The organism is Actinokineospora sp. NPDC051303 (assembly GCF_055586285.1).
In genome coordinates this window covers 17,151-40,160 of sequence record NZ_JBVJIN010000014.1, presented here as the reverse complement: position 1 = coordinate 40,160, position 23,010 = coordinate 17,151, and the positions used below count along the sequence as shown (strand labels likewise).

General features: G+C 70.9%; 25 protein-coding genes. 19 read left to right on the top strand and 6 right to left on the bottom strand.

What is annotated here, in order from left to right:
• Positions 1-380 precede the first annotated feature (380 nt).
• Positions 381-950, top strand: coding sequence for an HIT family protein (locus tag ACZ6SD_RS13420; protein WP_465317209.1), 570 nt, complete (start codon positions 381-383; stop codon positions 948-950).
• Between the two features lies 1 nt (position 951).
• Here ACZ6SD_RS13420 and ACZ6SD_RS13415 read toward each other — a convergent pair whose 3' ends face one another.
• Positions 952-1,515 (bottom strand): YceI family protein, encoded by a 564-nt coding sequence (locus ACZ6SD_RS13415; protein WP_465317208.1) that lies wholly within the window; start codon positions 1,513-1,515, stop codon positions 952-954.
• A gap of 99 nt (positions 1,516-1,614) precedes the next feature.
• Between ACZ6SD_RS13415 and ACZ6SD_RS13410 the strand changes: the two genes are divergently transcribed.
• The 5 genes from ACZ6SD_RS13410 to ACZ6SD_RS13390 all read left to right on the top strand — a co-directional run bounded on the left by ACZ6SD_RS13410 (position 1,615) and on the right by ACZ6SD_RS13390 (position 6,199).
• Entirely contained in the window at positions 1,615-2,109 is a 495-nt protein-coding gene (locus ACZ6SD_RS13410; RefSeq protein ID WP_465317207.1) for a MarR family winged helix-turn-helix transcriptional regulator, read from the top strand.
• A gap of 445 nt (positions 2,110-2,554) precedes the next feature.
• On the top strand, positions 2,555-3,166 hold the full coding sequence (pgsA, locus tag ACZ6SD_RS13405; RefSeq protein WP_465317206.1) for a phosphatidylinositol phosphate synthase: 612 nt from the start codon (positions 2,555-2,557) through the stop codon (positions 3,164-3,166).
• Positions 3,163-4,098, top strand: a complete 936-nt coding sequence (locus ACZ6SD_RS13400; RefSeq protein ID WP_465317205.1) for a phosphatidylinositol mannoside acyltransferase — start codon at positions 3,163-3,165, stop codon at positions 4,096-4,098. Before pgsA ends, ACZ6SD_RS13400 begins: the two co-directional genes overlap by 4 nt.
• Complete coding sequence (locus ACZ6SD_RS13395; RefSeq protein WP_465317204.1) at positions 4,095-5,225, top strand: glycosyltransferase family 4 protein; 1,131 nt, start codon at positions 4,095-4,097, stop codon at positions 5,223-5,225. Before ACZ6SD_RS13400 ends, ACZ6SD_RS13395 begins: the two co-directional genes overlap by 4 nt.
• Complete coding sequence (locus tag ACZ6SD_RS13390; RefSeq protein ID WP_465317203.1) at positions 5,222-6,199, top strand: NUDIX hydrolase; 978 nt, start codon at positions 5,222-5,224, stop codon at positions 6,197-6,199. Before ACZ6SD_RS13395 ends, ACZ6SD_RS13390 begins: the two co-directional genes overlap by 4 nt.
• Here the strand turns inward: ACZ6SD_RS13390 and ACZ6SD_RS13385 are convergent.
• From ACZ6SD_RS13385 to ACZ6SD_RS13375, 3 genes are all read right to left on the bottom strand, one after another.
• Positions 6,127-6,822 (bottom strand): hypothetical protein, encoded by a 696-nt coding sequence (locus tag ACZ6SD_RS13385; RefSeq protein ID WP_465317202.1) that lies wholly within the window; start codon positions 6,820-6,822, stop codon positions 6,127-6,129. The genes ACZ6SD_RS13390 and ACZ6SD_RS13385 overlap by 73 nt on opposite strands.
• Positions 6,819-7,076, bottom strand: coding sequence for a hypothetical protein (locus ACZ6SD_RS13380; protein ID WP_465317201.1), 258 nt, complete (start codon positions 7,074-7,076; stop codon positions 6,819-6,821). Before ACZ6SD_RS13380 ends, ACZ6SD_RS13385 begins: the two co-directional genes overlap by 4 nt.
• A 72-nt stretch (positions 7,077-7,148) precedes the next feature.
• Positions 7,149-9,269 carry an elongation factor G-like protein EF-G2 gene (locus ACZ6SD_RS13375; RefSeq protein ID WP_465317200.1) on the bottom strand — a complete coding sequence of 707 codons (2,121 nt, stop codon included), beginning with the start codon at positions 9,267-9,269 and terminating at the stop codon, positions 7,149-7,151.
• 228 nt (positions 9,270-9,497) lie between these two features.
• On the opposite strand from ACZ6SD_RS13375, the gene pdxS reads away from it, so the two are divergent.
• From pdxS to ACZ6SD_RS13340, 7 genes are all read left to right on the top strand, one after another.
• Entirely contained in the window at positions 9,498-10,409 is a 912-nt protein-coding gene (gene pdxS, locus ACZ6SD_RS13370; RefSeq protein WP_465317199.1) for a pyridoxal 5'-phosphate synthase lyase subunit PdxS, read from the top strand.
• Positions 10,410-10,829: 420 nt separating this feature from the next.
• A complete protein-coding gene (pdxT, locus tag ACZ6SD_RS13365) occupies positions 10,830-11,450 on the top strand; it encodes a pyridoxal 5'-phosphate synthase glutaminase subunit PdxT (protein ID WP_465317198.1) in 621 nt (206 codons plus the stop codon).
• A 30-nt stretch (positions 11,451-11,480) separates the two neighbouring features.
• Positions 11,481-12,230: a YebC/PmpR family DNA-binding transcriptional regulator gene (locus ACZ6SD_RS13360; protein WP_465317197.1), complete on the top strand. Its 750-nt coding sequence runs from the start codon at positions 11,481-11,483 to the stop codon at positions 12,228-12,230.
• Positions 12,231-12,297: 67 nt separating this feature from the next.
• Positions 12,298-12,810 (top strand): DUF4262 domain-containing protein, encoded by a 513-nt coding sequence (locus ACZ6SD_RS13355; protein ID WP_465317196.1) that lies wholly within the window; start codon positions 12,298-12,300, stop codon positions 12,808-12,810.
• A 67-nt stretch (positions 12,811-12,877) separates the two neighbouring features.
• Positions 12,878-14,908, top strand: coding sequence for a multicopper oxidase family protein (locus ACZ6SD_RS13350; RefSeq protein ID WP_465317195.1), 2,031 nt, complete (start codon positions 12,878-12,880; stop codon positions 14,906-14,908).
• Between the two features lie 112 nt (positions 14,909-15,020).
• Complete coding sequence (locus ACZ6SD_RS13345) at positions 15,021-15,569, top strand: hypothetical protein (RefSeq protein ID WP_465317194.1); 549 nt, start codon at positions 15,021-15,023, stop codon at positions 15,567-15,569.
• Positions 15,570-15,643: 74 nt separating this feature from the next.
• Positions 15,644-16,852, top strand: coding sequence for a cytochrome P450 (locus ACZ6SD_RS13340; RefSeq protein ID WP_465317193.1), 1,209 nt, complete (start codon positions 15,644-15,646; stop codon positions 16,850-16,852).
• Here ACZ6SD_RS13340 and ACZ6SD_RS13335 read toward each other — a convergent pair.
• Positions 16,842-17,369, bottom strand: a complete 528-nt coding sequence (locus ACZ6SD_RS13335) for a cupin domain-containing protein (protein WP_465317192.1) — start codon at positions 17,367-17,369, stop codon at positions 16,842-16,844. The genes ACZ6SD_RS13340 and ACZ6SD_RS13335 overlap by 11 nt on opposite strands.
• Positions 17,370-17,580: 211 nt before the next feature.
• Between ACZ6SD_RS13335 and ACZ6SD_RS13330 the strand changes: the two genes are divergently transcribed.
• Positions 17,581-17,739 carry a hypothetical protein gene (locus tag ACZ6SD_RS13330; protein ID WP_465317191.1) on the top strand — a complete coding sequence of 53 codons (159 nt, stop codon included), beginning with the start codon at positions 17,581-17,583 and terminating at the stop codon, positions 17,737-17,739.
• A 156-nt stretch (positions 17,740-17,895) separates the two neighbouring features.
• On the opposite strand, the gene ACZ6SD_RS13325 is transcribed toward ACZ6SD_RS13330, so the two are convergent.
• Positions 17,896-18,324: a cupin domain-containing protein gene (locus ACZ6SD_RS13325; protein WP_465317190.1), complete on the bottom strand. Its 429-nt coding sequence runs from the start codon at positions 18,322-18,324 to the stop codon at positions 17,896-17,898.
• Between the two features lie 79 nt (positions 18,325-18,403).
• Here ACZ6SD_RS13325 and ACZ6SD_RS13320 point away from each other — a divergent pair, with 79 nt between their 5' ends.
• The 5 genes from ACZ6SD_RS13320 to yajC all read left to right on the top strand — a co-directional run bounded on the left by ACZ6SD_RS13320 (position 18,404) and on the right by yajC (position 22,964).
• On the top strand, positions 18,404-20,173 hold the full coding sequence (locus tag ACZ6SD_RS13320; protein ID WP_465317189.1) for a metallophosphoesterase family protein: 1,770 nt from the start codon (positions 18,404-18,406) through the stop codon (positions 20,171-20,173).
• 42 nt (positions 20,174-20,215) lie between these two features.
• The gene (ruvC, locus tag ACZ6SD_RS13315) at positions 20,216-20,794 is read left to right on the top strand and encodes a crossover junction endodeoxyribonuclease RuvC (RefSeq protein WP_465317188.1); all 579 of its coding nucleotides are present in this window, start codon (positions 20,216-20,218) and stop codon (positions 20,792-20,794) included.
• Complete coding sequence (ruvA, locus tag ACZ6SD_RS13310; RefSeq protein ID WP_465317187.1) at positions 20,791-21,387, top strand: Holliday junction branch migration protein RuvA; 597 nt, start codon at positions 20,791-20,793, stop codon at positions 21,385-21,387. Before ruvC ends, ruvA begins: the two co-directional genes overlap by 4 nt.
• Positions 21,388-21,398: 11 nt before the next feature.
• Positions 21,399-22,442, top strand: a complete 1,044-nt coding sequence (gene ruvB / locus ACZ6SD_RS13305; protein WP_465317186.1) for a Holliday junction branch migration DNA helicase RuvB — start codon at positions 21,399-21,401, stop codon at positions 22,440-22,442.
• 126 nt (positions 22,443-22,568) lie between these two features.
• Positions 22,569-22,964, top strand: a complete 396-nt coding sequence (gene yajC / locus ACZ6SD_RS13300) for a preprotein translocase subunit YajC (RefSeq protein WP_465317185.1) — start codon at positions 22,569-22,571, stop codon at positions 22,962-22,964.
• Positions 22,965-23,010: the final 46 nt, after the last annotated feature.

Here is a 23,010-nt window from a genome sequence, read left to right as displayed (position 1 = left end):
TGCTGCCGTGCCGGACTGCCACCTCGGCAGACCGCACCTCCAGGCGACTGCTACCCCTTGCGGGCCGCTATTCCCCACGGGACAACCGCCCCCACCCGCCGCATGGAGTCGCCCGCAAGCCTCTCTGCCCCGCGGGGTGCGCTTCGGGCTCGTCCGTCCTTGGTCCACCTGACGTGCCCACCGGGTCCCGCCGCCCGCGCGCAGGGCGTGGTGGGTTGTGCCGACTGCGGCGCACACCACTCGTGCTCGCTTGCTGCGCGAACTCGCTCGCCGCTGCTCGTGCGAAGCGGTTCGCCAGGGTGGCGATCGCCGCTGCTCGCGGTGCGGGTCGGTGACCATGGGCGGTTCGCGGCCTGGGGCGGGCCACTAGGATCGGTGCCATGGCCGCCTTCGTGCGCTCCGAGGAGCCCGAACTCGTCGCCCAGGACGGGGTGGGGATTCCCGATGCCCTACAGCGGTTGTGGACGCCGCACCGGATGGCCTACATCCGCGGCGAGGGCAAGCCCGAGGGCGACGACCGGGCCGGGTGCCCGTTCTGCGGGCTGGTCGAACTCGCCGACGCCGACGCGCTGATCATCGCGCGCGGGCGGCTGGTGTACGCGGTGCTCAACCTGTACCCGTACAACCCCGGCCACCTCATGGTCGTGCCCTACCGGCACGTCGCCGACTACACGGACCTGACCGACGACGAGACCGTCGAGTTGGCCGTGTTCACCCAGCGCGCCATGCGGATCGCCCGGCGGGTGGCGGCGCCGCACGGGTTCAACATCGGCATGAACCAGGGCGTCGTCGCGGGCGCGGGCATCGCCGCCCACCTGCACCAGCACTTGGTGCCCCGGTGGGGCGGCGACGCCAACTTCATGCCGGTGGTCGGCCACACCAAGGTCCTGCCCCAACTGCTGGGCGAGACCCGCGCGCTGCTGGCCGAGGCCTGGTCCTCGGCCGACTAGGTCACGACTGCTGCTGGCGCAGCACCGCCTCCAGCTCGATGTGCACAGAAATCTTGTCGCCGACCACGGCGATGCCGTTCTGCACGCCCTCGAAGTTCACCCCGAAGTCCTTGCGGTTGAGTTCGGCCGAGCCGGAGAACCCGACGCGGGTGCCGCCGTAGGGGTCCGGGCCGAAGCCGTTGAGCTCGAACCGCAGCGGGACGACCTTGGTGACGCCCTTGAGGGTCAGTTCGCCGTCGAGCACGTAGCCGTCGCCGGACTCGCGCACACCGGTGGCGCGGTAAGTCATCTCGGGGTGGGTGGCGACGTCGAAGAAGTCGGCGGACTTGAGGTGCCCGTCGCGCTGCTCGTTGAAGGTGTTGACGGTGGTGAGGTCGATGGCCACCTCGACACTCGCGGCGGCCGGGTCCTCAGTCGTGACCAGGTGCCCGGACACACCGTCGAACCGCCCCTTGACCTTGCTCACCACCATGTGGCGGACGGTGAAGCCCACATCCGAGTGCACGGGGTCGATATCCCACGTGCCCGCGACGAAGCCGGGGATCTGGGTCAGTGCGGTGGTCATGTCGTCTCCTGAGTTAGTTGAACGCTTGTTTGTTGACCGCTCAATCAGGACGCTACACCGGCTCTGTTGAGAGTTCAACCAGAGGGGTAGACTGGGCTCATGGCTGAGACCCGGTGGCTGTCCGACACGGAGCAGGACGCGTGGCGCGCGTTCGTCACGATGCTGGGCGCCCTGGTCGACCACCTGGACCGGCAGCTGCAGCGCGACTCGAAAATGCCCTACACCTACTACGAGATCCTGGTCGTCCTCTCGCACGCCCCGAACCGCGAACTGCGGATGAGCGAACTCGCGGGCCTGCGCAACTCCTCCCGCAGCAGGCTCTCGCACGCCGTGGCCCGCCTGGAGGAAGCAGGCTGGGTTGAACGCCGCGAATGCCCGACGGACAAGCGCGGCTCCCTCGCCGCCCTCACTGACGAGGGCTTCGCCGCCTTGGCCGCCGCCGCCCCCGGCCACGTGACGGCCGTGCGCGAGATCCTGTTCGACCGCCTCACCCCGGACCAGGTCAAATCCCTCGGCGAAATCAGCGCCATAGTCCTGGAGGGCCTGGACCCGGACAAGAAGAACCTCCCCGGCTCCCCCGAACCCGGCCGCTGATCCACCCCCACCCGCCCCCGAGACGCGCCTTCGCCCCACTTGCCGATGGTGTCGCGTCTCCCACTTGTCCACAGCCCAGGCCCTTTTCCGTCCCCCGAACGTGTCGCCAGCCGCGAGTTATCCACAGATTTCGCGCCCCTCTTCCGTTCCCGCCCGCGCTCGCGCTGAGGTAGGCCCGGCCGGGTCTGAGTCGGGTGCGCTGACCAGCGGAAACAGCCCGCACACGCCCCGTTCGCCCGCTTGGAGCTCGTGGCGTGGCCGGTGGTCGAGTCAGCCTGGCGCCGCGACGGTGTGGCGCGTTGTCGCGTTCAGCCCTGGCGTTTCCCGTCACGGCAACCCGCGAGTGCGTCGCGGGCATCGGGGGTGGTGCGCGAGGATCGGGCATGGGGGCGGTTAGGCTGCGCTCGCCAGGTCGTCCCGCCGGTTAGGTGCCTTTCACAGCCTCATGCTGAACATCTTCGCTCGTGCCTCGGTCTCGCGCGTCACCGATCCGGTGGGGGCGCGGTTGGTTCGCATCGGTCTCACGCCCAATGCCACGACGGTGGTGGGGACCGTGGGGGCGGTGGTGGGCGCGCTGTGGCTGTTCCCCACCGGTCACCTGCTCGCTGGGACGCTGGTGGTGTGGGGGTTCGCCATGTTCGACCTGCTCGACGGGGCCATGGCACGCGCCCAAGGTGGGGGGACGCGTTACGGGGCGGTGCTCGACGCCAGTTGTGATCGGATCGCGGATGGGGCGCTGTTCTGCGGGGTCACCTGGTACCTGTTCGAGGTCGCGCACGACCGGGTCACGGCGGTCGCGGCGTTGGTGTGCCTGGTGTTCGCGCAGGTGATCTCCTATGTGAAGGCGCGCGCCGAGGCGTCCGGGCTCAGCGCGAACGGCGGGCTGGTGGAGCGGGCGGAACGGCTCATCATCACCCTGGTCGGGGCCGGGCTGAGCGGGTTGGGCGTGCCGTACGCGCTGGAGGCGGGGCTGTGGATCCTCGCGGCCGGGTCGGTGGTGACGGTGGCGCAGCGGCTGGTCGCGGTCCGGCGCTCGGCGATGGAGGAGGCGGCATGAACTGGGGCGACCGACTACAGGCCACCGGCTACGGCGTGGGCTGGCGCCTGGTCCGGACGCTGCCCGACGGGGCGGCGCGCGCGCTGTTCCAGGCCGGGGCCGACCTCGCCGCCCGCCGCGCGGGCCCGGGCAGCCAGCGGCTGCGGGCGAACCTCGCCCGGGTCGTGCCGCAGGCCGGGGTCGCCGAGCTGGACGACCTGGTGCGGCAGGCGCTGCGGTCCTACGCGCGCTACTGGCTGGAGGCGTTCCGGCTACCCACCATGGACCACCGGGCCATCCACGCCGCCATCGACGCGACGATGACCGGCAAGGAATACATCGAGGCCGCGCTCGCCGAGGGCAACGGCGTCGTGCTGGCGCTGCCGCACTCGGGCAACTGGGACGCCGCGGGCGTGTGGCTGGTCGGCGAGCACGGCCGGTTCACCACCGTCGCCGAGCGTCTGAAACCGGAGTCGCTCTACGAGCGGTTCGTCGCTTACCGCGAGTCGCTTGGGTTCGAGATCCTGCCCGCCAGCGGCGGCGACCGCCTGCCCGGGGTCGTGCTGGCCGAGCGGCTGCGGGAGAACAAGATCGTGTGCCTGGTCGCCGACCGGGACCTGACCCCGACCGGCACCCCGGTGACCTTCTTCGGCGCGCAGACCAGGATGCCCCCCGGCCCGGCCTACCTGGCCGCGCGCACCGGGGCCGCGCTGCTCCCGGCGGGCCTGTGGTTCACCGATGACGGCTGGGGCCTGCGCATTCACCCGCCGTTGCAGGTCAACGGCATCCGCGGGGTCCCGGCCGCGACCCAGGCGCTGGCCGACACGCTCGCCGCCGACATCGCCGCGCACCCCGCCGACTGGCACATGCTGCAAGACCTGTGGATCTCCGACCTGTCGCCCGCCGGGCAGGAGGCGCTTGCCGCCGGGAAGGTAGCGCGGGAGCGGCGGTGAGGATCGGGGTCGTCTGCCCGTACTCCTTCGAGGTCCCCGGAGGGGTGCAGGTCCACGTCATGGATCTGGCGCGGGCGCTGCGGGCGCTGGGCCACGAGGTCGACGTGCTCGCCCCCGCCGACGAGGACACCCCGCTGCCGGATTTCGTCCGACCGGCGGGCCGCGCGGTCGGCATTCCCTACAACGGGTCGGTGGCGCGGCTGTCGTTCGGCCCGGTGTCGTTCACCCGGGTGCGCCGCTGGATCCGCGACCACGACTTCGACGTGCTGCACCTGCACGAGCCGACCGCGCCGAGCCTGTCCATGCTGGCACTGATGATCGCCGATGGCCCGATCGTGGCCACCTTCCACACCTCGACGCCGCGCTCGCGCACGCTCAGCGCGTTCCAGATGGTCTTGCAGCCGTTCCTGGAGAAGGTCACCGCCCGGATCGCGGTGTCCGCGCTGGCCCGGCGGGTGCAGGTCGAGCACCTGGGCGGCGACGCCGTGGAGATCCCCAACGGCGTCGACGTGGCCTTTTTCCGCGACGCGGAGCCGCTGGCTGGCTACCCGCGCGCGGGCGGCACCGTGGGGTTCGTCGGCCGCTACGACGAGCCGCGCAAGGGCATGTCGATCCTGCTCGCCGCCCTGCGCCTGCTGCTGGACGACCTGCCCGACCTGCGGCTGCTGGTCGTCGGCCGGGGCGACGAGGGCGATCTGCGCCGCGCGGCCGGACCGGCGCTGGCGGCCCGCATCGACCTGCTCGGCCAGGCCGACGACGCCACCAAGGCCCGCGCGCTGAGCAGTGTCGACGCCTACTGCGCGCCGAACACCGGCGGCGAGAGCTTCGGGATCATCCTGACCGAGGCCATGTCGGCGGGCACGGCGGTGGTCGCCAGCGACCTCGACGCGTTCCGCCGCGTCCTCGACGACGGCCGCGCGGGTGTGCTCACCCCGGTCGGCGACGCGCCCGCCCTGGCCGAGGGCCTGCGCGCGGTGCTGACCGACCCGTCCCGGCGGGCGACCCTGGTGGCCGAGGCGGAGCACCGGGTCGCCGCGTTCGACTGGTCGGTGGTGGCCAACCAGGTGCTGCGCGTCTACGAGCAGGCCATCGCCGCCGACCCGCGCCGCGTGGGCGAGGTGCCGTGACCGGCTGGGAGATCACCGCGCTGATCGTGGTGCTGGCGGTCGTGGTCATGATCGGAAGCTGGCTGGTCGGCACCGCCAACCGCCTGGACCGCCTGCACGTGCGCACCGACGCGGCCTGGGCCGCCCTCGACGCCGCGTTGGCCCGCCGCGCGGTTGTCGCCCGCGCGGTGTCCGGCGTGATCGACCCCCATGCGGGGGACCGCCTGCGGGTGGTCGCCGACCGCGCCGAACACGCCCCGCGAGCCGACCGGGAGTCGGCTGAGAACGCGCTGACCCGCGAACTGGCCTCGGTCAACCGTCAGGACTTGCCTCTGTCCCTGGTCGCCGAACTCGCCGACGCCGAACACCGCCTGGTCATCGCCCGCCGCGTCCACGGCGACGCCGTGCGCGACACCCTGGCCCAGCGTCGCCGCAGGCCCGCCCGCTGGCTCAAGTTGGCGGGCACCGCCCCGCAGCCCACCTACTTCGAGATCGCCGAACCCGACCTGGCCGAGGACGTGCCCCGCCCCCGCCCCTCGGCCAGGGTGCTCCTGCTCGACCCCGACGACCGCGTGCTGCTCTTCCACGGCCACGACCCCGGCCGCCCCCGGGACACCTTCTGGTTCACCCCCGGCGGCGGCGTCGAGCCCGGGGAGGACCTGCGCACCGCCGCCGCCCGCGAACTCCACGAGGAAACCGGCGTCGAGGTCACCGCCGACACCCTCACCGGCCCGGTCTGGCGCCGCCGGGTCGTGTTCAGCTTCGAGGGCCGCACCTACGACGCGGAGGAATGGTTCTTCGTCGCCCGCCTCCCTGACGGCTCGTCGGTGGACACCTCCGGCTTCACCGAACTGGAGGCGCGCACCATCGCCGACCACCGCTGGTGGAGCCCCACCGACCTGCACGACACCGACGAAACCGTCTACCCGGTCCAACTGGCCGACCTCCTTCCCGACGTGTCCTCGTGGGATGGAACGGTGCGCGCGGTCCGCTGAGCCCGGCCCACGATCGACGGGGGAAGTGGTGTTAAGCCCACCTCGACCGTGATGTTCGGATGTAAGAAGGCCACGTCTGTCGCTGTTTCTTCAAGCATGGCCGCTGTAGTCGTCAGCAGGCTTGACCTTGAATCCGGGCGTACTTGACCGACGCTGCTCAGGAAAGCGAGCAGCGATGCTTCTAGCGGGCTGAGTGTTTCCGAGTCCTTTCCTTGGTCGGCCGCCTTGCCTTCGGTATCCAGCAGTTGCCACACACGCTGGTGGGACATCTGAACCACGTCCGCGATCTCGCGATAGGTCAACCCGGCCGCGCGCAGGCTTTCGACCACGGCCTGGCGAGACGCGTCCCGGTAGTGGGCCGCGCGTTCCGCCAACCGTTCCCACTGTCGAAGATTCTCGATGACCTGGGTGAGGTCGTGATCTCCTTGCCGGTAGTGCCAATCGATCCAGAAGGCGTTCGCTTCCCCGCCCAGCAGGGTCGCGATCAAATCTCGGACCGCGTCGGGCAAGTCTCGAAAGTGTTCGACGTCGGTCGCGCCGCCGGGGAGCCCTTCCACGACAGCCACCCAGAGGTTGTCCTGTCGGGAGACGACAACGGAATAGACGGGAAGTTCGCCGCTCACTTCTCCTCCATCCAGTGTTCGCCGAACTCCTGCGCCAAAGCGTTCTCGATGCTCCGCAGAACCGTCCAGGACAGTTCACGTGCGTGATCCGGCATTGCGAACCTCCCGATCTCCAGTCCGTCCTGGTCGAGCAGCCGATACAACCTGTGGGATCCCTCGCCTCGTCCGGGCTCCTCCACCACCGTGCGCTGGTTCTGCCGAGCGACCTTTCGCACGAGGGCAAGGAGCGCCTTGGGGCGCAACCGTTTGTTCACCACAAGGCTATGTCTAGCAAGCTAGACGCGCAAGCGTCAAACCAACTAGACAACCCCATCGGGTGATCGCGCCTAGGCGTACTGGGCGGCCAGGGACTCCGGCAGCGGGTCGTAGCGGCAGAACTCGCGGGTGAAGGCGCCCGAGCCTGAGGTCAGCGAGCGCAGGTCGATCGCGTATCGCAGCAGGGCTGCGGAGGGGACCTCCGCGTGCACCACCGAGCGCCCCGAGTCGTCGGCTGTTGTGCCGAGGACTCGGCCGCGGCGGGCGGACAGGTCGCCGAGGATGGCGCCGAGGTGTTCGTCGCGGACGTGGACGTGGACCTCGTCCACGGGCTCCAGCAGGGAGATCCGGCCCTTCTCCGCGGCGTCCTTGAGGGCCAGAGCGCCCGCGGTCTGGAAGGCGGTGTCGGAGGAGTCGACGCTGTGGGCCTTGCCGTCGACCAGGGTGACGCGGATGTCGACCACCGGGTGGCCGCCGTGCAGGCCGCGCTGGAGTTGGGCGCGGACGCCCTTCTCGACGCTGCCGATGAACTGGTGGGGGACCGCGCCGCCGACCACGCGGTCGACGAACTCGAAGCCCGCGCCGGTGGGCAGGGGCTCGACCTCGATGTCGCAGACCGCGTACTGCCCGTGGCCGCCGGACTGCTTGACGTGCCTGCCGTGGCCCCGGGCCGGGGCGGCGAACGTCTCGCGCAGCGGCACCTTCACCGGTTCGGTCTCGACCTCGGCTCCGCCCGCGCGCAGGCGGTCGAGGACGACGTCGGCGTGCGCCTCGCCCATGCACCACAGGACCAGTTGGTGGGTCTCGGCGTTGCGGTCGAGGCGCAGGGTGGGGTCGCCCGCGACGAGGCGGGACAGGTTGCGGGCGAGGGTGTCTTCGTCGCTGCGGGACTTGGCGGTGACGGCGACCGGCAGCAGCGGCTCGGGCATCGCCCAGGGGGCCATCAGCAGCGGGTCGTCCGGGGCGGAGACGGTGTCGCCGGTCTCGGCCGAGCCGATCTTGGTCAGCGCGCACAGGTCGCCCGCGACGCAGTACGGCACCTCGCGCAGGGCGGCGCCCAGCGGCGAGTAGATGTGCGCGACCCGCTCGTCGGCGTCGTGGTCCTCGTGGCCACGGTCGGCCAGGCCGTGCCCGGACACGTGCACGGGCCGCTCGGGACGCAGGGTGCCGGAGAACACCCGCACGAGGGACACCCGGCCGACGTAGGAGTCGACCGCGGTGCGCACGACCTCGGCGGCGAGCGGCCCGTCCGGGTCGGCGGTGAGCGCGGCGTGCGGCTTGCCGTTCAGGGCGGTGACCTCCGGCAGCGGGTGCTCAAGCGGCGACGGGAACGCCCTGGCCAGCGCGTCGACCAGCTCGGCGAGGCCCAGCCCGGTCTGCGCGCACACGGGGAACACCGGGTGGAACGAGCCGCGCGCGACGGCGGTCTCCAGGTCGGCGATGATCGTGTCGGTGTCGATGGGCTCGCCCGCGAGGTAGCGGTCCATCAGGGTCTCGTCCTCGCTCTCGGCGATGATCCCCTCGATGAGCTGGTCTCGGGCGTCCGCCACCCGCGCCAGGCCCGCCGCGCTCGGCTCGGCCACGGTCGGCGGGTGGCCCGAGGAGTGGTCGAACAGGCGCTGGGTGATCAGCCCGAGCAGCCCGGTCCCGTCGGCCGTCGGCAGGTAGAGCGGCAGCACGTTCGCCCCGAACGCCTCCTGGCAGGCGGCCAGCTCCGCGGCGAAGTCGGCGCGCGCGTGGTCGAGCCGGGCGATGACCAGCGCGCGGGGCATCCCCACCGCGGCGCACTCCGCCCACAGCGCCGTCGTGGTCGCGTCCACCCCCTCGGCGGCGCAGACCACGAACAGCGCGGCGTCGGCCGCCCGCAGCCCCGCGCGCAGCTCGCCGACGAAATCGGCGTATCCCGGGGTGTCGATCAGATTGATCTTCACGCCGTCGTGCGCCAGCGGCGCCACCGCCAGCCCGACCGACCGCTGCTGCCGCACCGCCGCAGGGTCGTGGTCGCACACGGTCGTCCCCTCGGTGACCGACCCGGCCCGGCCCAGCACCCCGGTCGCCGCGAGCAGCGCCTCGGCGAGCGTCGTCTTCCCCGACCCGGATGGTCCGACCAGCGCGATGTTGCGGACCTTGGCCGGGTCGTCCGCGGCGACCGCGGACTCGGCATGGCCGTTCTCGGAGCTCTTGGACCCCATGTCGCCCACCTCCCACTCGGTTCGGGGAGCCGCCGGGCCACCCCATCGGCAGTCCTGTGGTCGATCTCACACTGTTCGCGGTCGGTCGACAACCCCAGCGGCCCCATCGGGGCCAAGTGGCCTGGCGAGATCGGCCGTAATTGGCCACTGAGAGCGGGCCACCTGCGCCGTAAGCTGTGGTCAGCGGCTTGCCGCCGCCGAGTTCCGACACCCTGGAAAGGTCGCATCGTGTCCGACGCACAGCCCACTGCCCCCACTCCGGAGACCGGCACCACGCGCGTCAAGCGCGGAATGGCCGAGATGCTCAAGGGCGGCGTGATCATGGACGTGGTCGACGCCGAGCAGGCCAAGATCGCCGAGGACGCGGGCGCGGTCGCCGTCATGGCCCTCGAACGCGTCCCCGCCGACATCCGCGCCCAGGGCGGCGTGGCCAGGATGAGCGACCCGGACCTGATCGACGGCATCATCGCGGCGGTGTCGATCCCGGTCATGGCCAAGGCCCGCATCGGCCACTTCGTGGAGGCCCAGGTCCTCCAGTCCCTGGGCGTCGACTACATCGACGAGTCCGAGGTCCTGACCCCGGCCGACTACGCCAACCACATCGACAAGTGGCAGTTCACCGTGCCTTTCGTCTGCGGAGCCACCAACCTGGGCGAGGCCCTGCGCCGCATCACCGAAGGCGCCGCCATGATCCGCTCCAAGGGCGAGGCAGGCACCGGCGACGTGTCGAACGCCACCACCCACATGCGCAAGATCCGCGCCGAGATCCGCAAGCTCACCACCCTCCCCGAGGACGAGCTGTACGTAGCGGCCAAGGAACTCCAGGCCCCCTACGACCTGGTCCGAGAGGTCGCCCGCGCCGGAAAGCTCCCGGTCGTCCTCTTCACCGCAGGCGGCATAGCCACCCCCGCCGACGCCGCGATGATGATGCAACTCGGCGCGGAAGGCGTCTTCGTCGGCTCCGGCATCTTCAAGTCCGGCAACCCCGCCCAACGCGCGGAGGCAATCGTCAAAGCCACCACCTTCCACGACGACCCAGATGTCATCGCCAAGGTCTCCCGTGGCCTCGGCGAAGCAATGGTGGGCATCAACGTGGAAGACGTCCCCGAACCCCACCGCCTGGCCGAACGCGGCTGGTAGTCCCGGCGGTAAAGCAACCTCGCTCACTGAAGGCCACTTCGGACCCCTCCACGTTCCGAAGTGGCCTTCAGTCCACGGCATGAGTGGGAGCAGGGAGCAGGGAGCAACCCGCCCCCCAACGAAGCCGCGCCGACGCTCGCCCAGTGCTCGATGGGGTGGAGTGGTTTCTTTGGGGGTGAAGGAAGATCCCTAAACTTGCCGTGGTCGTGGGGCCGAAGGCTCCCCACCCGTCTTTCCCACGACGGGATCTTCCTTCGTAGGGGCCCCAAAGAAACCACTCCACCCCATCGAGCAAACCAACACAGCCGGCCACCCATCGAGCAGACAGCAAGCAACGAGCACGGCAGGGTGGCCTGATCCACCCCACCCCAGCCCCGACTAGGCTGGCAGACCGGGTTGTGATGAGGAAAGGCAAGCAGGGTGTCGGCTGAGCGACCGCTGATCGGCGTGCTGGCGTTGCAGGGCGACGTGCGCGAGCACACCGCCGCCCTGGAGGCGGGTGGCGCCCGGGTGCTGCCGGTGCGCAGGCAGTCGGAGTTGGCCGACGTCGCGGGTCTGGTCATCCCGGGTGGCGAGTCGACCACCATCTCCCGGCTGCTGGAGACCTTCGACCTGCTGGAGCCGCTGCGCGCCAGGCTCGCCGCCGGGATGCCCGCCTACGGCTCGTGCGCCGGGATGATCCTGCTCGCTGAGAAGGTCCTCGACGGCCGTCCTGACCAGCACCAGCTCGGCGGCCTCGACATGATCGTGCGGCGCAACGCCTTCGGCAGGCAGGTCGACTCGTTCGAGGAGGATCTGGACTTCGCCGACGTCGAGGGCGGGCCGGTGCACGCGGTGTTCATCCGCGCGCCGTGGGTCGAGTCGACCTCGCCGAGGGTGCGGGTGCTGGCCACGGTGCCGGAGACCCCGACGGCTGGCGCGGCCGCCGGTAGGATCGTCGCCGTTCGGCAGGGGTCCGTGCTGGCCACCGCGTTCCACCCGGAACTGACCGGTGACCTGCGGGTGCACCGCCTGTTCGTGGACATCGTCCGCGGCGCGTGAATCGGATTTGGCAAGGATGACGGAGGAGAGATGAGCGGCCACTCCAAGTGGGCGACAACCAAGCACAAGAAGGCCGCCCTCGACGCCAAGCGTGGCAAGCTCTTCGCGAAGCTGATCAAGAACATCGAGGTCGCCGCCCGCACCGGCGGCGGTGACCCCGAGGGCAACCCGACGCTGTTCGACGCCATCCAGAAGGCGAAGAAGAACTCGGTTCCGCAGGACAACATCGAGCGTGCCCGCAAGCGCGGCGGTGGTGAGGAGGCGGGCGGGGCCGACTGGCAGACGATCATGTACGAGGGCTATGGCCCCAACGGCGTCGCCGTGCTCGTCGAGTGCCTCACCGACAACCGCAACCGCGCCGCTGGCGAGGTGCGCACCGCGATGACCCGCAACGGCGGCAGCATGGCCGACCCGGGCTCGGTGGCGTACATGTTCAACCGCAAGGGTGTCGTGATCCTGCCCAAGGCCGGTCTGTCCGAGGACGACGTGCTCATGGCCGTGCTCGACGCGGGCGCGGAAGAGGTCAACGACCTGGGCGAGAGCTACGAGATCGTCTCCGAGGCCACCGACCTGGTCGCGGTCCGCACCGCGTTGCAGGACGCGGGCTACGACTACGAGTCGGCCGACGCGAGCTTCCTGCCGTCGGTGACCGTGCAGCTCGACGCGGACGGCGCCCGCAAGATCTTCAAGCTGATCGACGCGCTGGAGGACTCCGACGACGTGCAGAACGTCTACGCGAACTTCGACGTGTCCGACGATGTGATGGCCGAGGTCGGCTGACCTCGCAACCGGGCCCGGGCAGCCGCGCCCGGGCCCGTTCCGGTCCCCACCGACGAGGAGCCCGCCCGTGTCCCTGGACGACATCACCGCCGAGGACGCCCGCTTACGCGAGTGGCTGCTGCGCACGACCGACGAGGACGGCCACGCCGTCATCGAGGTCCCCGGGGACGAGTTCGGCGCGCCCTACGCCTTCTCCGCGGGCGCGTGGCGCCGCTTCGGGGCGCCGGAGGCGGTCGTCATCGGCCTTCCGGTGGACATGGCCCGCCCGCTCATCGACCTTTACGTCCGCCGCGCGGCCTCCGGCGAGAGGTTCTTCCCCGGGCTGCCGTACCTGGACTTCTTCGAGGGCACCCCGGTGGTCGTGGAACGGGTCCACCGCGACTACTACCCCGAGTTTCTGGGCAGCGCGTTCCTGCTCTACCCCTCCGGCGAGTTCCCCGCGCTCCAGCTGATCGTGGCGACGCCGGACGGCCACTTCCCCTGGAGCCCGCACGCCCCGGCCGGATTCGCGGACTGGCAGCCGGTCCTCACCGGCAGCGGCCTGCCGGAAAGCTGGCGTCCCGGCATCGACGGACCCTGATTCCCGTCCTCACCAATCCGGGTGACGGCAGCCCGCGCAAGGTCCACTTGCGACTTAGCATCCCAGCATGGACCTGCCCGCCAGGTATGAGCTGCTGAACCAGACCGCGCTGCTGCTTTCCGGCTCGCAGTTCGTGTTATGGGCGGTCCTGGGGTTCCTCGCCGGGCGGCTGCGTGCCCAGTCCGGGGGCGCCCGCCGGGGGACCGCCCGCGACCTGCTGGTGCTGCTCGGGCTCGGCGGGCTCGTCCTGCTCGCGCATGTGATCGTGCTGGCGGCGCTGTGGTCGATCGGGTGGGAACTCGTCAGCGACCATGTGCTGGTCGTCCTTCCGCTGCTGCTGGCGCCCATGATCGGCGTGGCGGTGCTCACCGTCCCCTTGGCGGTGGGCCTCGCGCGCGACCGCGACGTCGGGCCGGTCGGACCGTGGCCGGTGGTCGCCGTCCAGGCCACCGCGGTCGGCGCCATGCTCGGCTGGTACGCCGGGACCCTGGTCCGGCCGGTCGCCCCGTACGCGGACGAACTGGCCCTCTACGGCGCGCTGCTGGCCATCGCGACCGCGGTGCTGTGGCTGCGGCAGCGGGTCCTGCCCGACGGGACCGTCCCCGCGCGTCCGCTGTGGTCGGGCCTGCTGCGGACCGTGGGCGCGCTGGTCGCGGTCGCCCTGCTGGGGGTCGCCCTGCACGCCTTCGGCTCGTGGTCGACCCGGCTGCCCGACCGGATCGGCATGGGCGGGCACGGCCCGGACGAGCACACGGGCGACTCCGTCACCGAGGTCAGCCAGCTCACCGGCGCGGTCGACGGCGTGCCCGACCACGTGTTCACCCTCACCGCGCAGGAAGGCAAGATCCGCCTGTCCTCGGGCGAGAGCCTGGACGGGCTGATGTTCAACGGGCAGGCCCCCGGCCCGGAGCTGCGCGTCCGGCAGGGCGCGTTGGTGCAGGTGACCTTGGTCAACCGGATGACCAAGGACGGCGTCACACTGCACTGGCACGGCGTTGACGTGCCCAACGCGCAGGACGGCGTCGCCGGGTTGACCCAGGACGCCGTGCCACCCGGCGGCAGTTACGTCTACCGCTTCCGCCCTATGCAGGTGGGAACCTTCTGGTACCACTCGCATCAGGCGAGCGCGCGGTCGGTGACGCTTGGCCTGTTCGGGGCGCTGGTCGTCCTGCCCCGAGACGGCGAGCAGGCCGACTTCGACCGCTCGGTCCTCAAGCACATCTGGCCCGCGGAGTCGAGACCGGTGTCGGCGCTGGACCTCGCGGACACCGTCGAGCGCGTCGTCGTGGCCCCCGGCACGAGCGTGCGGCTGCGACTGATCAACACCAACAGCAACCTCGACCCGCGAACCGACGACCTGCCCGCCACCTTCACCCTGATCGGCGCGCCGTTTCGGGTGGCGGCGATCGACGGCACGGACCTCGTGGGCCCGACCGACCTCACCGACGTCCGGCTCGGCCTCGCCGCGGGCGGGCGGTACGACCTCACGTTCGTGATGCCCGACGGGCCCGTGCGGCTCACCGAGGAGGCGAATCCCGTCGCGGGCCTGGTTCTCGCGCCCGCCGCCGACACCCCGGCGCCCGCGCCCCGGTTCGACGGGCCGACGTTCGACCCGCTCACCTACGGCACGCCCGCGGCGACCCCGTTCGACCGGACCAGCCACGTCGACGTCGATTACAAGATGGTGCTGGACGACAGGCTGGGGTTCTACGACGGCACGCTCCAGTTGATCTCGCTGATCAACGGGCAGAGCTTCCCGGACGTGCCGTCGCTGACCGTGCGGCAGGGCGACCTCGTGCGGATGTCCATCGTCAACCGCGGCCGGGAGAACCACCCCATTCACCTGCACGGGCACCACGCCTTGGTGCTGTCCCGCAACGGCGCGCCGAGCCGGGGGTCGCCGTGGTGGACCGACACCCTCGACGTGCGGCCGGGTGAGACGTTCGACCTCGCCTTCCGCGCGAGCAATCCCGGCATCTGGATGTCGCACTGCCACAACCTGGAGCACGCGACGCTGGGCATGATGGCCCACTTCGTCTACGAGGGCGTGACCTCGTCGCGCCTGAGCGGCCGGGAAACCGGCAACCGCCCGGAGTGATGAGATAATCGCCGAGCCGGGAAACAGCGTTGACGAATACCCCGATTTTCGCGATCTCAACAACACCCGATCGAGTGTGGACGATCGTGCTGATCGTGCTGATAATCAGAAGATGAGGCGCAACCCGAATGCGGCCAGGATCGCGGTCGCTCTATCCGCTGTCACCTTGTCGACCATGGCGCTGACGGTCGCCGCGTTTCCGGTTCCGGCGAGCGCGTCGACCACGCTGGTGAATTGCCAGGGCACCGACACGGTCACCTACACCCCCGCCATCAGCGACACGCCGCGCAGACTGCGCGTGTCGATGCGGGGGGACTATCGGTGCCAGTCGCGGACCACGGACATCACCGGCGTCCACCTGGCCATCGACGGCGGCGGGGTGTTCGACTGCGACGGTGGCCGGTTCCGCGGCACCATCGTCGCGGACTGGGACAACGGGCAGCGGAGCACGATGTCCGGCGGCAGCGCGGTCAACCTGCGCGGCGACCACGGGACCGTGGTGTCCGGCAAGGGCCACGTGGTCGACGGCCTGTTCGCGGGCAGCCGGATCGAGCGGGTGGTGGTGGTCGAGTACCAGGGCCCGGGGTGCGCCGAGGCGGGCGCGTCCACCGCGCGCGGCGTCGCGACCCTGCGCGTCACCAGGGACCGACGGTCCTCGTGAGCGAATGAAAAGTCGATCACCAGGAAATCCCGCGAAACAATGGTCGGCGAAATAATGACGAAAAAGGTGCTCCAGTGACCACTTCCTGCCCAGTCTGGTTCTATCAGGTCGAGGATCTGCCCGGCCTGGAATTCGACGCGTTTCTGGCTCGGATGCTGCGCGATGAGCCAGTGGCCCGCATCCGAATGCCCTATGGCCAAGGGGAGGCCTGGCTGGTCACCCGCTACGAGGACGTCAAGTTCGTCACCTCCGACCCCCGGTTCAGCCGCGCCGCCCTCCCCGGGCGGCCCATTCCGAAGATGACCGCGCACAACATCCCGCTGGACCGGGCGGTGAGCTTCGCCGACCCGCCCGAGCACGCCCGGGTCCGCACCGTGGTCGCCAGCGCCTTCTCCCAGCCCGCCGTCGACCGGCTGCGCCCGACCGCGGAGCGCGTCGTCGGGCGGCTGGTGGACGCGATGGTGGCGCAGGGGTCGCCGGGCCGGTTGGTCGAGCAGGTCACCTCGCCGTTCCCGGTGACGATGATCGGCACCATGATGGGCGTCCCGGAGACGGACTGGCCGCAAATGGTCGAGTGGGCGCAGACGCTGCTGACCGTGGCGCCGGACAAGGCGGCGGCCGAGCGGACGAGCCGGGTCAAGGAAGAGGTGAGCGCGTACTTCCGCGACATGGCCGCGCGGCGGCTCGCCGAGCCGAGAGACGACCTGATGAGCGTGCTCGCCGCCGCCGTCGACGCGGGCAGGCTCAGCGAGGAGGAACTGCTCGCGCTGGCCGTCCTGTTGCAGTTCAACGGCTGGCACGCGGTCCGCAACAACAGCTCGATGATGATGTACACCCTGCTGACCCACCCGCCGCTGTGGGAGCGGCTGGTGGCCGACCCCGACCTGGCGCCCCGCGCGGTGGAGGAACTGCTGCGGTACATCCCGCACAAGAGCGGCCTCGGCCAGCCGCGGATCACCACCGAGGACGTCGAGGTCGGCGGCGTGCTGATCCGCAAGGACGAAGTCGTCTACGTCTCCTACCTCACCGCGAACCGGGACGAGGAGGTGTTCGAGGACCCCGAGCGGATCGACTTCGACCGCCAGCACATCCCGCACCTGGCCTTCGGCCACGGCCCGCACTACTGCATGGCGCCGATGCTCGCCAAGATGGAGTCCGACGTGCTGCTGCGCGCGCTGGTCGAGCGAGTGCCCGGGCTGCGGCTCGCGGTCCCCTTCGACCAGGTGCCCTGGCCGAAGGGGATGCTCATCCGCGGACCGGTGGAGCTTCCAGTCACCTGGTAGGGGCCGGGGCCCGCAGCGGCGTCAACTGCTCGATGCCGTAGCGGTCGCGCAACCGCACGATCGCCTCCCGGTCCACCTCGCCCGCCGAGCCGAGGATTTCGAGCAATTCATCGAAGTACCGCTCGTGCGCGTCCGGCGGCGACGACTGGAAGAACATGCGGGCGGGCTTGTCGGTGGAATTGGCGAAAGCGTGCGGACAGCCGGGCGGCACGAACATCACGCTGCCCGGCCCTGCCCGCACCACCCGCTGCGCCGCCTTGCCGCGCCACTCCCGCCAATCGTCCGACACGGGCTGCACGGGCTCGAACGCCAACACGTCCAATTCGCCTTCGAGCACATAGAACAGCTCTTCCTCTTCGGCGTGGACATGGGCGCCCACATCGAATCCCGGCGGCACAACCACCTCGAAACTCGACGCGAACCGAGACTCCGCGCCAGTCACCTTGAACGTCACCTCTTGCGCCCCGGTGACTACCCGTCGCCCCTGGTTCGGGGGCACGACCAACCCATCCGCCACGACCGTTCCTCCTTGCTGTCGACCAACCTCCCGACCACATACCCAAGCCCGGTGACCCGCAACCGGAACCCCCGTCACACAACCGGTTGGTTGCGCCAGGCGGCTTGTCGATCCTGTGACGGTGGGCCGAACGTGACCGCATTCTGCCAATAGCGAAAATGGCGATCAATGCGTGCGCGCAGCTCGTCACGCTCTCCTAGTAGGGGTATTGATGGGCGACTACGAAACGTGGCACGCACAGAACGAGGTGACTGTTCTGCCGTCCAGTGCCAATACCGTGCAGGCGAAAATCATCGAGGGCGGGGTGCACTACTCGCGCCGTGGCCCTGGAACCGACGCGCGCTGCGGGTGGGGCTGGTCCTCGGCGTGATGGCCGTGGGATTCATCAGCGCGACAGGGACGCCGGTCGCATCTCCTCGACTCGCTCCCGCGGCGACGACAACCACCACTGCCGCCGCGACCTACCAGTCGACCCCGATTCCTTTGGTTGGGCTGAGCCCGCGGCTTGTTCCCAGACGCGGTGACGTCAGTGGCGGCAGAGCCGTGTGAGGTCTGGGTGGTCGCGCAGTACGGAGGGGTCCGCGAACTCCACGCAGGAGTCTGTGTAGGGCGGCACCACGACGGTGCCCACGAGGGTCCACGACGGCGACTCCGAGGACTGCCACACCCCGGCGGGCACGACCAACTGCGGTCGTTGTCCCGCCGCCACATCCGGGCCTAGTTCGTGGGTTGTGAGCCCTGAAGGCCCGAGCAGGCGCACCGTCAGCGGGGCGCCCGCGTGGTAGGCGTACAGCTCCGGGCGGTCCAGTCGGTGCCACGCCGAGAACTCCGGGGCCTTGAGCAGGTAGTAGATCGCCGAGAACGTCGAGTCGCGCCAGGACTGCGACCACAGTCCGCCCTCCACCGGCAGCGGGGCCAGGCCGAGGGCCGCGACGAGGGCATCGGGATCGGTCATGAACCGATCATGCCTGAACGGCCGCCGGGAACAGGGGATCATGAGGTTGACGATCTTCTCCCCGCCTGGAAGGACGCCCGTGTCCCAGCCCGAAACCGCCCGCCCCCGGCCCACGGCCATGACCGAGGTCGAGCTGGGCTTCGCGCCGCAGCGCGCGGTGCGGTGGCTCGCTCCGAAGGTGTTGGTCAGCACCGGCATCCAGTCGCTGATCGCCGCGATTTTCGGGTCCTACGCCGACAAGCGGGAGTTGCAGGGCAGTCTGGCCGCGGACGTGCACCGCCACGACGGCGAGGACGAGCTGTGGTTCGACTTCGTCGCCGACATCGGCGACGGGTTCGACGCGACCTACTCGGTCGCCAGCCTGCTCGCCGCGGAACGGATCGACCTCGCTGACGGGTCCGCCGAGCACGGGCCGCTGCCGCGCGGGCGGCTGCTGGTCATGGGCGGCGATCAGGTCTACCCGTCCGCGTCGACCCGCGCCTACGAGGACCGCGCCAAAGGCGTCTACCGCGCCGCGCTCCCGGCGACCGAGGGGCAGCCGCCGACGCTGTTCGCGCTGCCCGGCAACCACGACTGGTACGACGGCCTCACCTCCTTCCTGCGCGTGTTCGCCCAGCGCAGGCCGTTCGGCGGATGGGCGACCGAGCAGACCCGCTCCTACTTCGCCGTGCGGCTGCCCCAGCGCTGGTGGCTGCTGGCGATCGACACCCAGTTCGACGACTACGTCGACGCACCGCAGCTGGAGTACTTCCGGCAGGTCTCGGCCGAGCTCGAACCCGGCGACGCGGTGATCCTGTGCACATCGACGCCCGCGTGGGCGGACGCGGGGGCGGGCGGGCACACCAAGCGCTACGACACGATCGAGTTCTTCGACCGCGAGATCGTGCGCTCCGCCGGGGCGTCCATCCGAGTCATGCTCTCCGGCGACAAGCACCACTACGCCCGCTACGCCGAGCGCGGCGGCACCCGGCAGCGGATCACCTGCGGACTCGGCGGCGCCTACCTCGCCGCCACCCACGAGCTGCCCGAGGAACTGTGCCTGCCGCCCCTGAAATCACGGGTCCGGGCGCGGTCCGAGGTCACTTACTACGACCTGGAAAGCCGCTATCCGGACCGCGCGACCTCGAAGCGGTTCGCGTCCGGGATCGTCAACCTGCCGTGGCGGAACCCGGGCTTCTGGGGCCTGACCGGCGTCTTCCAGACCGTGATGACCCTCGCCGTGCTCTACGGGCTGGTGCAGACCTTCGGCGGGGCCAGCGGGTTCTTCGGGCTGGTCGCGAGCTGGACCCCGGCCGCCATGGTGGGCATCGTCCTCGTCATCGGGGCCCTCGCGTTCGCCCGGCTGGGCAGTCCGCCGCGAGTCCGGCTGGCCCAGGTCTCGGGCGCGCTGCACGCGATCGCGCATCTGGGGCTCAGCGTCGCCTGGGCGCTGGTGGTGGTCGCGCTCTACACCGACGTCTTGCCGGACGGGCCGGTCGCGGACTGGGCGACGCTGGTGATCGTCGCCCTGGGCACCCCGCTGGTGATCGGGCTCATCGACGCCGAGATCGTCGCGGTCTACCTGATGTTGGTCAGCCGCTTCGGCATCAACCTCAACGAGGTCATGGCCGGACAGAGCATCGAGGACCACAAGGGGTTCCTGCGGATGCGCGTCGACGCCCGCGGCGACCTGACCATCTACCCGATCCGCGTCCACAAGGTCTGCCGCGACTGGCGCGCCGACCCCGCCGCGGGTCCGACCGCGCCCTGGCTGCGCCCGGACTGCGACCCGCTCACCCCCGAGCTGATCGAGCCGCCGATCGTCGTCCCCCGCGTGTCCGTCCCCGATCCGGCGGCGGCGACCCCCTAGGCTCTCGAACGAGTGTTCACGAGCGGACAGGGAGCGGTTACCGTGCGCGTGCTGGGCGTCGACCCGGGGTTGACCCGCCTGGGCATCGCGGTGGTCGACGGCGGCGTCGGCCGCGCGGTGCGCGCGGTGGCCGTCGACGTGATCCGCACGCCCGCCGAGGACGACCTGTCGGTGCGGCTGCTCAAGGTCGCCGACGCCGTCGAGGGCTGGTTCGACCGGCACCGGCCCGAGGTCGTGGCCATCGAGCGGGTGTTCAGCCAGCACAACGTGCGCACCGCCATGGGCACCGCGCAGGCGGCGGGCGTGGTCGCGCTCGCCGCCGCCCGCCGCGGCCTGCCAGTCATGTTCCACACTCCCAGCGAGGTCAAGGCCGCGGTCACCGGCTCCGGCCGCGCCGACAAGGCCCAGGTCACCATCATGGTCACCCGCCTGCTCGGGCTCAGCGCCGCGCCCAAGCCCGCCGACGCCGCCGACGCCCTCGCGCTCGCCATCTGCCACCTGTGGCGCGCGCCGATGCGCGACCGGATGGCCGAGGCGGAGGCGAGGGCGGCGGAACTCGCGAAGAAGCACCGTGCGAGGCTGGCCGCCGCGGCGCGGGAGAGCAGGACGGTGATCAAGTGATTTCCTCGGTACGGGGCAACGTGGCGGCCATCGGGCTGGACCACGCGGTGGTCGAGGTCGGCGGGGTCGGCTTCGCGGTGCAGGCCACCCCGCACACGCTGGCCACGCTGCGCCGGGGCGAAGAGGCCGCTCTCGCCACCGCCCTGGTCGTGCGCGAGGACTCGCTGACCCTGTTCGGCTTCGCCGACACCGAGACCCGCGACCTGTTCTGGCTGCTGCTGACCGTGTCCGGCATCGGACCCCGGCTCGCCCTGGCGACCCTGGCCGTGCTGGAGCCCGCCCAACTGCGCGCGGCCCTGGCCGACGGCAGCGTCAATGTGCTGACCCAGGTCCCCGGCATCGGCCGCAAGGGCGCCGAACGGCTGATCATCGAACTGCGCGACAAGGTCGGCGCCCTCGCCGCGGGCGCGGAGTCCCCGGTCGCCCCGGCCGCGGGCCAGGTGCGCGGGTCGGTCGTGGAGGCCCTCACCGGGCTCGGCTTCCCGGTCAAGCAGGCCGAGCAGGCCGTCGACGGCGTGCTCGCCGAGAACGGTGCCGCTGACACTCCGGCCGTGCTGCGCAAGGCCCTGGCCACGCTTGGCCGCAAGCGCTAGTGGACGCGGCCATGGAGCCTGACGAGTGGCAGCTTTCCCCGGAGGCCGAGCCGGGGGAGCGCGACGACGAGAGCACCCTGCGCCCGCGACGGCTGGACGAGTTCGTCGGCCAGGCCCGGGTCCGCGAGCAGCTGCAACTGGTGCTCCAGGGCGCGACCCGGCGCGGGGCGCCGCCGGACCACGTGCTGCTCTCCGGCCCGCCGGGACTGGGCAAGACCAGCCTCGCGATGATCATCGCCGCCGAGCTGGGCAGGCCGATCCGGATCACCTCCGGGCCCGCCCTCGAACGCGCGGGCGACCTGGCCGCGATGCTGTCGAACCTCACCGATGGCGAGGTCATGTTCATCGATGAGATCCACCGCATCGCCCGGCCCGCGGAAGAGATGCTGTACCTGGCCATGGAGGACTTCCGGGTCGACGTGGTCGTCGGCAAGGGCCCCGGCGCCACCAGCATCCCGTTGGAGATCGCCCCGTTCACCCTGGTCGGCGCCACCACCCGGTCCGGCTCGCTCACCGGCCCGCTGCGCGACCGGTTCGGCTTCACCGCGCACATGGAGTTCTACACGCCGCGGGAGCTGGAACTGGTGCTGCGCCGCTCCGCGCGCATCCTGGGCATCGACCTGCACGCCGAGGGCGGAGCGGAGATCGCGGGCCGCTCCCGGGGCACCCCGCGCATCGCCAACCGGCTGCTGCGCCGGGTCCGCGACTACGCCGAGGTCCGCGCGGACGGCACGGTCACCCGGGAGATCGCGCGCGCCGCGCTGGCGGTTTACGACGTCGATGAACTCGGCCTCGACCGGCTCGACCGGGCCGTGCTGTCCGCTCTCGTGCGCTCCTTCGGCGGGGGACCGGTCGGCGTCGCGACATTGGCGGTGGCGGTCGGCGAGGAGCCGACTACCGTGGAAGAGGTGTGCGAGCCGTTCCTCGTCCGGGCCGGGATGCTCGCCAGGACGCCCCGCGGCCGGGTCGCCACCGCGCTCGCCTGGTCCCACCTGGGGCTGACCGCCCCGAACGACGTGCCGGGGTGGGCAGCGCCTACCCTGTTCGATGAGTGACCGCTCGCACACGGCCGCCCGATGGCGGGTCCATCCGGACCGCCGTGAACTGGCAGACTCGGGTGCGGCCCACCCGAACAACCGGACTTTTCCCGCATCGGGGAACTGTTCCCGAACGGAGAGAAAATGGACGCTCTGCTCCCCTTGCTCCTCGTCGCCGTGCTGGCGATCCCGCTGATCCTCGGCTCGCGTCGGCAGAAGCGGATGATGGCGCAGCAGCAGGAGCTGCAGAACTCGCTCGCCGTCGGCGACCGGGTGATGACCACCTCCGGGCTCTACGGCACTGTCTCGGACGTCTCCGACGAGGCCACGATCGGCATCGAGATCGCTCCCGGCTATGAGACCACCTGGCTGCGTCAGGCGATCCGCGAGAAGGTCGGCCCGGATGTCGATGACGAGGACGGCGACGAGGCCCTTGCCGACGAGGCCGTCGACCACGAGTCGATCCCGGCCGAGTCCACCGGCTCCACCGCCAGCAAGGCCGAGGTCGCCCCGCCGCTGGAGCACGGCAAGCAGAACTGACGAACCAGGCCGACACGCCGCGCTTCGACCGGGAGCGCGGCGTGAC

Coding starts and splice junctions, on each gene's coding strand:
- ACZ6SD_RS13420 (WP_465317209.1), top strand. CDS start 381: ATGGCCGCCTTCGTGCGCTCCGAGGAGCCCGAACTCGTCGCCCAGGAC.
- ACZ6SD_RS13415 (WP_465317208.1), bottom strand. CDS start 1,515: ATGACCACCGCACTGACCCAGATCCCCGGCTTCGTCGCGGGCACGTGG.
- ACZ6SD_RS13410 (WP_465317207.1), top strand. CDS start 1,615: ATGGCTGAGACCCGGTGGCTGTCCGACACGGAGCAGGACGCGTGGCGC.
- pgsA (WP_465317206.1), top strand. CDS start 2,555: ATGCTGAACATCTTCGCTCGTGCCTCGGTCTCGCGCGTCACCGATCCG.
- ACZ6SD_RS13400 (WP_465317205.1), top strand. CDS start 3,163: ATGAACTGGGGCGACCGACTACAGGCCACCGGCTACGGCGTGGGCTGG.
- ACZ6SD_RS13375 (WP_465317200.1), bottom strand. CDS start 9,269: ATGGGGTCCAAGAGCTCCGAGAACGGCCATGCCGAGTCCGCGGTCGCC.
- ACZ6SD_RS13360 (WP_465317197.1), top strand. CDS start 11,481: ATGAGCGGCCACTCCAAGTGGGCGACAACCAAGCACAAGAAGGCCGCC.
- ACZ6SD_RS13350 (WP_465317195.1), top strand. CDS start 12,878: ATGGACCTGCCCGCCAGGTATGAGCTGCTGAACCAGACCGCGCTGCTG.
- ACZ6SD_RS13345 (WP_465317194.1), top strand. CDS start 15,021: ATGAGGCGCAACCCGAATGCGGCCAGGATCGCGGTCGCTCTATCCGCT.
- ACZ6SD_RS13330 (WP_465317191.1), top strand. CDS start 17,581: ATGGGCGACTACGAAACGTGGCACGCACAGAACGAGGTGACTGTTCTG.
- ACZ6SD_RS13325 (WP_465317190.1), bottom strand. CDS start 18,324: ATGACCGATCCCGATGCCCTCGTCGCGGCCCTCGGCCTGGCCCCGCTG.
- ruvB (WP_465317186.1), top strand. CDS start 21,399: ATGGAGCCTGACGAGTGGCAGCTTTCCCCGGAGGCCGAGCCGGGGGAG.
- yajC (WP_465317185.1), top strand. CDS start 22,569: ATGGACGCTCTGCTCCCCTTGCTCCTCGTCGCCGTGCTGGCGATCCCG.